Annotated in this window: 11 protein-coding genes; 5 read left to right on the forward strand and 6 right to left on the reverse strand. The window is 44.4% G+C overall.

Annotated elements, in window-relative coordinates; translation table 11 throughout:
* From JFC08_RS13055 to JFC08_RS13065, 3 genes are all read right to left on the reverse strand, one after another.
* Positions 1 to 208, reverse strand: a 208-nt coding sequence (locus tag JFC08_RS13055; protein ID WP_198331020.1) for an SDR family NAD(P)-dependent oxidoreductase, incomplete at its 3' end; no start/stop codon positions are given.
* 3 nt (positions 209 to 211) lie between these two features.
* Complete coding sequence (locus JFC08_RS13060) at positions 212 to 1,219, reverse strand: NADP-dependent oxidoreductase (RefSeq protein WP_198331021.1); 1,008 nt, start codon at positions 1,217 to 1,219, stop codon at positions 212 to 214.
* 22 nt (positions 1,220 to 1,241) lie between these two features.
* Positions 1,242 to 3,047: an acyl-CoA dehydrogenase gene (locus JFC08_RS13065; RefSeq protein ID WP_198331022.1), complete on the reverse strand. Its 1,806-nt coding sequence runs from the start codon at positions 3,045 to 3,047 to the stop codon at positions 1,242 to 1,244.
* Between the two features lie 201 nt (positions 3,048 to 3,248).
* On the opposite strand from JFC08_RS13065, the gene JFC08_RS13070 reads away from it, so the two are divergent.
* Entirely contained in the window at positions 3,249 to 4,247 is a 999-nt protein-coding gene (locus JFC08_RS13070) for a GlxA family transcriptional regulator (RefSeq protein ID WP_198331023.1), read from the forward strand.
* Positions 4,248 to 4,294: 47 nt separating this feature from the next.
* On the opposite strand, the gene JFC08_RS13075 is transcribed toward JFC08_RS13070, so the two are convergent.
* Positions 4,295 to 5,572 carry an LD-carboxypeptidase gene (locus JFC08_RS13075; RefSeq protein WP_198331024.1) on the reverse strand — a complete coding sequence of 426 codons (1,278 nt, stop codon included), beginning with the start codon at positions 5,570 to 5,572 and terminating at the stop codon, positions 4,295 to 4,297.
* A gap of 254 nt (positions 5,573 to 5,826) precedes the next feature.
* On the opposite strand from JFC08_RS13075, the gene JFC08_RS13080 reads away from it, so the two are divergent.
* The gene (locus tag JFC08_RS13080; protein ID WP_193010928.1) at positions 5,827 to 6,237 is read left to right on the forward strand and encodes a YkvA family protein; all 411 of its coding nucleotides are present in this window, start codon (positions 5,827 to 5,829) and stop codon (positions 6,235 to 6,237) included.
* A 107-nt stretch (positions 6,238 to 6,344) separates the two neighbouring features.
* Here the strand turns inward: JFC08_RS13080 and JFC08_RS13085 are convergent, their stop codons facing one another.
* Both JFC08_RS13085 and JFC08_RS13090 read right to left on the reverse strand, forming a co-directional pair.
* Positions 6,345 to 6,650: a hypothetical protein gene (locus JFC08_RS13085; RefSeq protein ID WP_045445540.1), complete on the reverse strand. Its 306-nt coding sequence runs from the start codon at positions 6,648 to 6,650 to the stop codon at positions 6,345 to 6,347.
* Between the two features lie 91 nt (positions 6,651 to 6,741).
* The gene (locus JFC08_RS13090; RefSeq protein WP_198331025.1) at positions 6,742 to 7,296 is read right to left on the reverse strand and encodes a hypothetical protein; all 555 of its coding nucleotides are present in this window, start codon (positions 7,294 to 7,296) and stop codon (positions 6,742 to 6,744) included.
* Positions 7,297 to 7,718: 422 nt separating this feature from the next.
* Between JFC08_RS13090 and dnaQ the strand changes: the two genes are divergently transcribed.
* From dnaQ to JFC08_RS13105, 3 genes are all read left to right on the forward strand, one after another.
* A complete protein-coding gene (gene dnaQ, locus JFC08_RS13095; RefSeq protein ID WP_198331026.1) occupies positions 7,719 to 9,335 on the forward strand; it encodes a DNA polymerase III subunit epsilon in 1,617 nt (538 codons plus the stop codon).
* Positions 9,336 to 9,495: 160 nt separating this feature from the next.
* Positions 9,496 to 11,178, forward strand: coding sequence for a hypothetical protein (locus JFC08_RS13100; RefSeq protein ID WP_045451453.1), 1,683 nt, complete (start codon positions 9,496 to 9,498; stop codon positions 11,176 to 11,178).
* Positions 11,179 to 11,428: 250 nt separating this feature from the next.
* Positions 11,429 to 12,089 (forward strand): NADH pyrophosphatase zinc ribbon domain-containing protein (locus JFC08_RS13105; RefSeq protein WP_198331027.1); only part of this gene is annotated, 661 nt, incomplete at its 3' end.

Below are 12,089 nucleotides of genomic sequence, written 5' to 3' on the forward strand. Positions count from 1 at the left end.
CTTTTTTGAAGACGATACTGTTGCCAGCGTCTTGAGCTTGCTTGGCAACCGCAGCGCCCATCTCTTCTGCCATATCCCCAATCACGACTTTTGCGCCGCGACTGGCCAGCAATAACGCGCTTGCTGCACCGATACCTGAGGCACCGCCCGTGATCAAAATTCGTTTACCCGTTACATCTGATGCAATTCCGTTTGTATTCAGTGTCATGATCTATCCCTCTACCTTAAGTACTAGTTTGCCGAAGTTTTCACCGTTAAAGAGCATCATTAAGGTATCTGGGAACGTCTCGATACCTTCAACGATATGGTCTTTCACTTTCATATCACCTGACTGAATCCAGCCAGCGATGTCTTTCATGGCGACTGGATATTCTTTGAGATTATCGAATACCACGATGCCTTCCATGCGGGCACGATTGACCAATAATGATAAATAGTTCGATGGGCCTTTGACTTCTGTGGTGTTGTTATACTGACTAATCGCACCGCAAATGACGATACGCGCATGCAGATTTATCTGTGTGAGCACGTCATTTAAGATATCACCGCCTACGTTATCAAAGTATACATCGACGCCGTCTGGACAGGTTTTCTTCAGTGCTTTTTTCACATCTTCGTTTTTATAGTCAATCGTTGCATCGAACCCAAGCTCATCGACTAAAAATTTACATTTTTCAGCGCCGCCCGCAATACCAACAACGCGGCAACCTTTGATTTTGGCAATTTGACCAACCAAGCTACCAACGGCACCAGCAGCACCAGAGACAACCACAGTCTCGCCCGCTTTTGGCTGACCTGTTTTCAGCAAACCAAAATACCCTGTCATACCCGGCATACCGAGCACGCCCAAGTAATAAGACAATGGTGCCAGTTTTGGATCAACTTTATACAGATTGGCACCATCACTGACGGCATAGGACTGCACGCCATCGTGACCTGCGACATAGTCACCAACAGCAAATTTCTCATGCTTACTTTCAATCACTTCGCCCACAGTACCAGCGCGCATGACGTCACCAATCTGAACTGGTGTAATATAAGATTTGGCATCGTTCAACCAACCACGCATCGCCGGATCGATAGAGATATATTCAACCTTAATCAGCAGCTGACCATCGGTGATCGTCGGGATTTCTGTCTCGGTATAATCCCAAGTCTCGGCACTAGGCTCGCCTACCGGTCTTGCTTTTAATCGCCACTGTTTGTTCATTTTTGTCATGTCTCTGTCCTTAGAGTTGTCCTTAGAACCATTCTGTTTGCATATCAGTGCAAACCGAGTTGGTGTTGGTTAATAATTCGATATCGCGTTTAACTAATGGTAGTTCCCAATCGATAAAATATTTGGCTGCTTGTATCTTGCCTTTGTAGAAGTTCTGCTGCTCAGCATCTTGTGTCGTGCTTAATAGCTGCTCAGCCTTACTCGCTTGACGAATCCAAATCCAGCTCAGCACAATTGAGGCAAAGATATTCATCAATGCTTGCGCGTTGCCCGTCAATGTGACTGCTTCTTCGGTTTGTAGCACTTTGCTAAGATGCACCAACACTTCATGCAGATGACCCATATAAGGCATCAGCTTGCCTGCCAATTGAGCGCTCTCAGGCGTAGTGATGCTTTCCAAATCTTTTGTGATTTCACGTTTTAAGATTTGAATGCCTAACCCACCTTTTTGCCATAACTTGCGGAATGACAAATCTAGCGCCTGCACACCGTTTGTGCCTTCATGAATGGGATTTAGACGATTGTCACGCCAAAATTGCTCAGCTTGATATTCACGCGTATAGCCTGCGCCGCCCAATACTTGAATACCCAAATCATTGGCTTTTGGACCATACTCAGATGGCCATGCTTTTAGCACTGGCGTTAGCAAATCTAATAGTTCGGTTAGCTCATTTTTTAGCGTTTCGTCTTCACAGGTATTGATACGGTCAATTAGGTTTGAGCCATACAAGCACAATGAGATGCCACCTTCAGAATAGGCTTTTTGTGCCAATAACATGCGTTTTACGTCACCATGATTGATGATGGCCGTTGCTGCATCTTCAGGTTTATTGTTCGGGGCGATTCTGCCTTGCGTTCTGTCTTTGGCATAATCTAGCGAATACTGATAGCCGCGATAACCAATCATAGAAGCACCAAAACCAACTGCGATACGTGCCTCATTCATCATTTTGAACATATAGCGCAAGCCAAAATGCTCTTCGCCGATCAAATAACCATGACAATCACCTTCATCGCCGAAGCTCAATGCCGTAGAAGTCACACCTCTATAACCAAGCTTATGAATCAGTCCAGTCAGATGTACATCATTACGCTCGCCAACAGACAAGTCATCGTTCAAGCGATACTTAGGCACGGCAAATAAAGAGATGCCTTTGACGCCACCTGGACCACCTGGCACTTTGGCCAATAAGAGATGGACGATATTGTCAGACAGCTCGTGATCGCCGCCTGAGATATAAATCTTGCTGCCTTTGACGCGGTATGAGCCATCATCTTGTTTTACCGCAGTGGTCTTGATATCTGCAAGTGACGAACCTGCATGTGGCTCGGTTAATGCCATGGTTCCAGTGAATTCACCTGTCAGCATGCGCGGCATAAAGGCAGCTTTAATCTCATCACTAGCAAAATGCGAGATGACATTAATCGCAGCAGTCGTCAAAAATGGATACGCAGTGGTTGAAGGATTGGCGGCCATAAAATAACCTGCCACGGCTGTCATTACCGTTTCAGGCAGCTGCATACCGCCGTCTTCAAAACTATAGCGACCTGCGATAAACCCTGACTCGCGGAATGCATCAAAAGCGACTTTTACATCACTTATCATGCTGACTTTTTTGCCATCAAACTGTGGCTCGTTCTTGTCTGCTACATGGTTATGCGGCAAAAACAGCTGAGTCGCAATTTTATTGGCCGTATCCAATACGGCATCAAACGTTTCGCGGCTGTGTTCTGCAAACTTCGGATGCTCGGTTAAATTTTCAGTGCCCAATACATCATATAATTGGAACGGTAACTCAAAGTCATTGATTAGCGTATCTGCTGCCATAGTATTCTCATTAACTGATTAAATTTGGTTATCAATCGATATTAATCTAATTTAACGCCTTACTGTATTGTCATTTATGACATAATTATGGTCAAATACGACATAAATAGCGTTTATATTTCGAGAATTCAGATAGAAAATTGATATTTTCGGTTAGAAAATTAAATTCTGCTCAGCACAGCGAAAGGAGAATAGACAGTTATGCCCTACTTCAAACCCTTTAAAGTCATCATCATTGGATTCGATGGTGTGCTCGGTAGCGCATTGACAGGTGCGTTAGATTTATTCTCATTTACGGGTGTCAGTTGGCAACGATTTTTAGATGAGCCAGTAGAGCCAAGATTCAACGTGCAAATAGCAAGCGTTGGTGGCGTAGATATCAGATGTAGCAATCGCTTAATGGTTCATGCCCATTGTGATATCCAAGAGGTGATGGAGTGCGACTTGTTACTGGTGCCAACCATTGGCGATTCCATTGATAAGGTGTTGAAGCAAAATAGTGAGCTGCTCCCGCATTTAAAGCGACTGGCCAATACCAACGCGGATATTGCCAGCAACTGTAGCGGGGCTTTTTTCTTGGCGGAAGCAGGATTATTAGACAATAAAATAGCCACGACCCACTGGGGCTATGCCAATAAGTTTAAGGCAGACTTTCCACTGGTGGACTTACAAGAGAATCAGTTTGTTACCCAATCGGATAACATATTTTGTGCAGCAGGTGGTAGTGCCTTTTATGACTTAGGACTGTTATTAATAGAGCGCTACTGTGGGCGAGAAATCTCGACACAAGTAGCAAAAACTCAGATTATTGACAGCAAGCGAGGCAATCAGAATAGCTATACCAACGTGACTTTGCACAAGCCGCATTCAGATCAGTTGGTCAAACAAGTCCAAGAGTTTATCGAGCAAAACTTTCGTCAGCCGATGCAAGTCAGCAGTCTGGCTGCCATGGTAAATATCACCCCGCGCACGTTAAACAGACGATTTCAAGCCAGTGTAGCGATGCGACCAGTTGAGTATATTCAGGCCGTTAGAATTGAGCAAGCCAAGCGCTTGCTCGAGTTGGGCGATGTGACCATCAAATCCCTTGCCGATCAAGTTGGCTATGATGACATCTCTTCGTTCACGCGCCTATTCAAACGCGCAACAGAGCTGACGCCAAAAGAATATCAGGATAAGTTTTCGCGGTTAGCGATTTAGTTATGGCAATGCATAGTAGTTAGAGATTAGTGCTTAATGTTTAGCGTTTAAGCAGTTTGCCATAACCCTTCTACTTGAATAGCATCTGCTTTAATGGTTGGATAATTGGTAAATACTAACTGATAGCCACCAGCTGTATTGAAGCTAATTTGACACTTTGCACCGAGTGGAAAGCTGTGTTTTTGTCCAATATGACCAAAGCGCATGCCACTATAAATGGGCAATCCGGTCAATTCGTGCAGCTGGCGAATGACTGTCGCAACATCGTAGCGCTTGTCATAGCTGTCCTCTCCTGTACCCGATAATGCACCAAACACAATCGCTTGTTGATTCTTAAACACTCCTGCTAGATACAAGTCATATAGCATACGTTCGATGCGATACGCCTGCTCACCCACATCTTCCAAAAATATAATACCGCCATCAATCTTCGGCAAATACTCACTACCTGCCAGCGCTGATACTACGCTTAGATTGCCGCCCCAAATAGTGCCCGTTATTGCTTTGGGCTCATTCTTGGCTAAGACACTGGGTAACTGAGAACTGGTTAACGATGCATCTTGTATAGTAATGGCTAAGTTAGGATTAGTTAATGCGTCTACAAATTGCCGACAGCTGACTTGGTCAGGTTTGGTCTTGCCAAATTCGCTATAAAGCATCGGCGCCGCAAGCGAGCTCATATCACTCTTTGCCAATAGCGCACATTGAATAGCGGTCACGTCGCTAAAGCCTGCGAGTATCGTACCATGCTCCTTCATAATCCGTCCTAGCGTTGTCCAGTCAACCATGGGTAATATACGCATCGCACCATAGCCGCCGCGCACGCCGAGTAACAATTTTGGGGCGGCTATTGCACCCGTCGCGATGTTTTGCAGGTCACTCGCTCTCTGAGAATCCGTACCAGCAAAACGCAGATACTGGCGATTGGTAATCGTAGGGTTATTGACGTTAAAACCTGCACAGGCCATACGCTCCAATGCCAATTGATTGCGGTCATCGCTACCCCCAACATTGGAGCTGGCAAACAGCCGCGTCTCAATCGTTGGCGTGATACAACTTGTCTGTGTTGGAAGCGTTTGTGATGATGAGCGCTCAGCCAATAAAGAGGTTGGCAGATCATCCTTGGCAAGTTGCGTACTATTATTTTTCTCAATGACATCGGAGGCCAGCGACTGAGTCATATTTTGGGTTATTAATAACCCTGCCCCTGCGCTGAGACCTACTCGACGTAAAAACTGGCGACGATTCAAGCCAGCTGCCGTTTCAATCGCTGTATGACCATTTTTATTTTTATCATCTGTTAATAACTGACTCTTGGAAACCATCTCTCGCTGCCACCTTATCGTTTTTATTTTGATATATTTTTAACCCATCTTTATCTTTGCAATCTGCTTGCTTAAACATCACAGCAGCATATTGTAGACGTTTTTTTGGCCATGATAGTTGCCCAACCCTTGCCACTATTTAATTTTTCGCCATGCTAGCCATGATACATACCAAAAACCTAGCCGTATTGGCACATCCCGCGACTTTGTTGTAGTATGAGAATACCGATTTCGGTTAAATAAGGATAATAATAATGGCTGAGAAAACGACTGATAAACAGAAAAAAGATGACATATTGGACACCGATTTAGAGTACCTCATCAACGAAGAAGAAAAACTGCAAGAAAAGCTAAAAGATAGCAGCCATCTTGAGCGTTTTGCCAAAGATTTGATGCTATTCATGAGCTTGATTAAAGATTATTATCAAGGAAACTATCGCGATATTCCCTACAAGACCATTTCAGCGGGCGTGGTTGGACTGCTTTATACTCTCAATCCGATTGATATCATTCCCGACTTCATTCCCTTTATCGGTCATATTGACGATGCACTTGTACTAACCTTTTGCTTGAAGTTGGTCGAAAAGGATTTACAAAAATATCAAACTTGGAAGAAAAGACAAGCAGCTGCTAAAACCGCTACTAACTTGAAGAAAAACACGTAGTCTTGTGCAAGCTATCATACTGAAATGATCATTCTAAAAAGCCACGACTGATAATCAATGTATCAGCCGTGGCTTCTTTATTCATTAATAGCAATTATCTACGTGTGTTAATCTGGAACATCATAACGCGCTTTTTCTGGATTGAGACCGAACGAATAGACAAAGGTTGCAACGAGGCTATTGATAATAATAAACGGCAAATCGATAGCAGCATGCCCAAGCGCATAGCGACCAATCAGCCACGAGACAATCAGCATAATAATAAAGAAACCGCCTAAGTACGCCAAAATTGCAGGATGCTTTAGATTGTAAGGTTGCTCAGGTTCAGGCTTCTTATCAAGTACATAGGTTCTGATTGCCCAACCCGCTGCATAAGAAAATCCGCCCAATACCACGTAACTAAAAAAATTCATATTGCTTAACTCTAATGACATACGGTTTATAGCAAAACACTGTTTAAAATAACACTATCGATCATAAATTCTGTTTATGAGCCATGCTTTTTTAGAGGCTCTCATTAACATTATCAATCACAATATTGGCATGTGGATTGGCTAAAATATCGGTATTAACATCATCACACTCGACACGATAGATGGTATTGGCACCGCGATAAATATAGGATAAGTATTCACTATCTAAGAGTGGATCGATATTGGCATAGGCAGGCTTAACATGACCCAGTACTAGCACTCGATCAGGACGCCCAATGACCGCATCGACATTGTCAGGGTCAATAGAGAAAAACTGCGGAATGTCGCTATTTTCAATCACTTCTAGCGGCTCAGCGTCATCCCAAACGCGCTTCGCACTTGCCGGCTCTTTCATCTGCATCACCCACGAGCCATCCTGTTGACTGACTTTTATTTGGGCAGGCTCGTCATGACTAACCGTGTAACAACCTTCAAAAACCGATAAGTCTGTCGCCGCTTCGACCAGTCCGGTATCAGCTTGAATGTTGCTATCGTTGCAAGCACTTAAAAATAGCGCGCTGCTCACCACTATGCCGACTGGTAAGCACATCAGCCTTTTATAAAAAATGTTTGAGCGTAAGGACATAATAGGGTTATCCTGCATTCATGCATTAAACTTTTATGAAAATTGTCTTTAAAAAAACTATCTTAACAGTGATGACGACAATGTTGCTATTAACGTGATTTTTTAGGGCGTGTTTTCATCAACTATTGGCACTGTCGAATGATTTGCGCTACTCATTGACGTCAGCAAACTGCTGTTTTTTCTGCTGCGTAGTCAATACCGTTTGATACTGTGTCGCAACACAGCTCATTTTAACAGAAAATAGCAAGGTTACTATTATGATCTGTGCTTTTGGCGACTTTGTGCATTACGATTGCCCACATCAACGATAGATTTGTTATACTCATTCCCAAAATATAACGGAAGCGCTGGTGTAAAAACAACGCTAGCAAAATCCCTCCAACCCTCCCTATGTTTATCAATTTTTAGGTCACTAATTTTTTATGTCAGACAATCGCACCTCAGCGCAGCCATTCAACATCAGTAACGCGATGAATCCGTTGGCCGCCAAATCAAACACCACCGTGGCCTATACCGATGGTGCCTGTAAAGGCAATCCGGGCGCGGGTGGCTGGGGCGCACATCTCATTTTTAGTGATGGACGTACACAAGATTTGTACGGCGGTGATAAAGAGACGACCAATAATCGCATGGAGTTGATGGGCGCGATACAAGCATTGACCCATAGCCCGCATGAGCACAACCTCGAGATTTGGACAGACTCAAGCTATGTCAAAAAAGGCATTACCGAATGGATAGAGGGTTGGAAAAAAAGAGGCTGGAAAACGGCAAGTAAAAAACCCGTCGCCAATCAAGATCTTTGGCAGCAATTAGACAAGCTATGCCAGCAGCGCGATGTTGACTGGCATTGGGTGAAAGGTCACGCAGGACATGCAGGCAATGAAAAAGCGGACGAGCTGGCAAACTTGGGCGTGACGTCCAGCAGTGAAGAATTATCGAGCATAGAGCCGCAAGACACAGCTAAAAAAAAAGGGCAAATAATGCCTAATACAGCGCAAAATGCTGCTCACGATGACTGGCTAAGTTTCGATCCACTGGGTCTAGATATGATAGATGATGAGCTTGACGAAGATGTCATAGACACTGATAACGATACAAACCCTGCCGATGATATGATAAGTAAAGATGCTGTAATAGAAGCCGATCGCTATCAGCATAATGCTAGCAAACCAATGAGTAAAATAGAGATGCCGGAAACCCAAACGTCTATGACTGATGCAACGATAAATGATCCTGTGCCCGCAACCGTTACTGGCATAGAAGAAGCTAATACACCAAAATTTGACGGCGACACCAGCCGTGCCAATCCGTATTTCATACCGCTGCTACCCAAACCTATCCATCGTCATGAGTCTGATCGCCAGCTCATTATGGATACTGAAACCACAGGTCTTGATCCGTTAAAAGGCGACCGTATTATCGAAGTCGGTATCGTGGAGATGATCGGACGTAAATTTACGGGTGAAAAGCTCCACGTTTATATCAATCCACAGCGCGGCATGGATGATGAAGTCATTCGTATCCATGGTATTTCTGAGGCATTTTTGACCGACAAGCCTACCTTTGATCAAGTTGCTCAGTCGCTCTATGATTTTATGGACGGCGCAGAAATCATCGCTCATAACGCCACCTTTGATATGAACTTCTTAAACATGGAGTTTGCCAAAGTTGGTATGAACGACTTTGCTGAGCGCGTACAAGTGACTGACTCGCTGGTCATGGCAAAGCAGCAATATCCGGGGCAAAAAAATACCCTAGACGCTTTAGTACGTCGCCTAAATGTGGGGAAGCAAGATCGTACTTTTCATGGCGCCTTACTTGATTCAGAGATTTTAGCAGAAGTTTATCTGGCGATGACAGGTGGGCAGGTTACACTCGCCATCGAAGAAGACACGCAAACAGATGGTGGGCAGACAGCACACGCCAGTTTTGCCAATTTAGCGTCTTTGTTGCTAGAGTCCTCTATGGATGAAAATACCAATCAAGAGTGGTATGCCGCGCTCGCAGAAGCGTATCCTGAGCTAAAAGCCAATATGTAGTCGCCGTATAAGCTGATGATATCAATCTTTGAGCAATAACATTTGTATAATATAGGCTTGATTATTGTTATATTAAGCGTTAAAACATCACCAGCAAGTGCTTTTTCGATCATCATTTAAACCATCGCCATTCTCATCAGTACATTATGGAAAAACACCTATGAACCAGTCTGCGCAAATGAAGTTAACGGCCCCAACGCTTAGTGTTACTGATTTCAATCTACCATCGCTACATTTGTTGCATGATGAGATCATCGTAACCTTAAAAGATACTGAGATTCATCTGAGTGAATTTAATGATGATAATAGTCAAGCCCCTTTATTATTAGATTCTATCACTGTGCTAAAGCAGCTGTCTTGCATCTTTGAGCTGATATCTTTGGTTGGTGCAGAGGCTTTGAATACCGCTATTGTCAATGGTTTACAGCGCCTCTATGATAATGGTGATAATAACGATACCAGCTTGATTATGGACTTATCAGAAGCCATTATGACACTGGATCGCTATATCGAGTTTGTACTTTTGACAGAGTCAGTAGAGCCAACCTTGTTACTACCTGTCATCAATAAACTCAACGCTCACGGGCAAGAAACCCCTATCACAGCAGACTATTTTGCAGCTTTTGGTAGCAGTAGTGTCATCATTGCCAACCCTGAACAAAACTTCCAACCACTTGACGAGCTTAACCTAGACACTGAACTACTAACTTATGCTTATCGTAGTGGTCTTGGAGTCGCTCTGCTCAATCAAGATGGCAACGTTAGCCCAGACGATCAGCAGAAGCTTGACGCCATGAGTGCAGCGTGTGCTTTGATAGCATCGAACACCAGCAGTCTATTTTGGCAAGCGGCCACCGCAGCTGTCACGGACATTGCCACGATATTACCGTTAAACCTGAGTCAAAAACATACACTGATTTACTTAGAACAGCAATTCCAAAGCTACTTGCCTGTGATGGACAAACGTTTTGCTGATTTGGTCAGTTTTGCTTGCCAGCGTGACAGTGATGCAGCCCAACGACTGCGTGAGCAATATGCCAGCAACCACTTGGAAAGCGCGCAACTTGAGCAAATGAAACGTTTCTTATTCGGTCCTAATCGCGCCCTGACCGATACGCTGAACACCATCATTCAGACCCAAATTAATACCATCAAAGAAAATGTGGATAGCTACGCACGTGGTGATTCATTGAACCCTGTCGATATGCAAACCGCACAGATTATCGAAGAGCTAACAGAATTGAGCTCAGCGTTACGCTTGCTTGGTTTATCAAATGCCGCCAATAGTCTCAGCGTAGCAGCAGAAGCTGTTAGTCATTGGCAAACGCCCTCGCCTGACGATTTCGATCACTTGCTATTGGCATTAATGCATGCGGAAAACGCCACCATTGCAATGGCAGAAATGCACACACCAGGGGCCATCTATTTGCCACTGAATAACCCGCATATCTCTTTACATCAGCTCAATACAGCTAATGATACTTTGATACAAGAAAGTCGTTCCGCTATTGCCAGTGCAGAACAAGCCATTAACGATTATTTGGCTGAGCCAGAGCGCGATATGCTCAATATCCAGAACATACCTGAGATGATGCGCCAAGTGGCAGGGGCTGTGCGCTTCTTACAGCTGCCAACACCTGCCAGCATGCTCAGTCAATTGGCCAATTATCTTCAGCAACGTATCGAAGGTGGACAACGTATTGAAGACAATACGCTTGCCTGTATCGCTGATGTCATTATGGCCGTCGATCATCATCTAGATGGTTTTGAACACAATCGTCCGGTCAGCAAACAAGCATTAGATGTGGGACAGCAGAGCTTGAGTCATCTACTCGCAGCCTAATTTCTATCACGCTTAAGTACTAAAATGATATTTAAATGGCGGCTTTGCTGCCATAGCCCTTCATTTATATATAGTCGATCCCATATAAGCTAGATACAAGCAAGGTGATTGAAAGCACTACGAATAGTAGTGCTAAGCGAGCCTGACTGACACCGTATCCGAATGATATAGGATTGACTTTACTTCAATTAAAAAAAAGTCTGTATCAACACTGATGCGTACTGACTGTAACCGGTTTGGAATTTTACCTATGACCAGCGCTTTTGTATTTAGTGATGATACTGTTTTATGCCACCAGCGACCTAATGGATGGTGGCCGGTGCAGCTTGAATTACCCCCATCTGCTACACATTCAGACGAGGAGACCCAGCTTGCTTATCAAGTTGGTCATATCACGCTACTCGAAAGCCTAGCACCGCGTCACTGGTCGCCTGATGTCAATCCTACTAGCGCGAGTGTAGATACTCTGAAGTATGCCGATATTCTAGAAAGTGCCGACAGTTCGATTGATACTCCCCACACCTTTACTGCGCAAGCGGCTAGCGCCATTACTTATGACTATGCAATTGCACATCACATTGCACTGCCCATCATCGCTGAGGGCAGTGGCAATGCGTTTGTTCCTTACCGCCAGCTGATTACTCAGTTGCCCGTGGCTTTGTCCGATCAGCTTAGCCAAGCGATACAGTTATTGCGCTGGCAAACAGATACACAGTTTTGTAGTCGCTGTGCTGCCCCAACCATTCATGCCAAGCGAGATGAGCGTGCGATGGTCTGTCCAGTGTGCCGATTGCGCCAATACCCACGTGTACAACCCTGTGTCATCACGGCTATTACTCGCCCGAATCCGCAAACTGGTGAAATGCAGATTTTGCTAGCCCATCATCATCGTTATGGACAGCAAAAAACAG

Origin of the sequence: Psychrobacter cibarius (genome assembly GCF_016107535.1) — a bacterium.
Classification (GTDB): domain Bacteria; phylum Pseudomonadota; class Gammaproteobacteria; order Pseudomonadales; family Moraxellaceae; genus Psychrobacter; species Psychrobacter cibarius.

Coding starts and splice junctions, on each gene's coding strand:
- JFC08_RS13075 (WP_198331024.1), bottom strand. CDS start 5,572: ATGGTTTCCAAGAGTCAGTTATTAACAGATGATAAAAATAAAAATGGT.
- JFC08_RS13065 (WP_198331022.1), bottom strand. CDS start 3,047: ATGGCAGCAGATACGCTAATCAATGACTTTGAGTTACCGTTCCAATTA.
- dnaQ (WP_198331026.1), top strand. CDS start 7,719: ATGTCAGACAATCGCACCTCAGCGCAGCCATTCAACATCAGTAACGCG.
- JFC08_RS13100 (WP_045451453.1), top strand. CDS start 9,496: ATGAACCAGTCTGCGCAAATGAAGTTAACGGCCCCAACGCTTAGTGTT.
- JFC08_RS13070 (WP_198331023.1), top strand. CDS start 3,249: ATGCCCTACTTCAAACCCTTTAAAGTCATCATCATTGGATTCGATGGT.
- JFC08_RS13080 (WP_193010928.1), top strand. CDS start 5,827: ATGGCTGAGAAAACGACTGATAAACAGAAAAAAGATGACATATTGGAC.
- JFC08_RS13090 (WP_198331025.1), bottom strand. CDS start 7,296: ATGTCCTTACGCTCAAACATTTTTTATAAAAGGCTGATGTGCTTACCA.
- JFC08_RS13060 (WP_198331021.1), bottom strand. CDS start 1,219: ATGACAAAAATGAACAAACAGTGGCGATTAAAAGCAAGACCGGTAGGC.
- JFC08_RS13085 (WP_045445540.1), bottom strand. CDS start 6,650: ATGAATTTTTTTAGTTACGTGGTATTGGGCGGATTTTCTTATGCAGCG.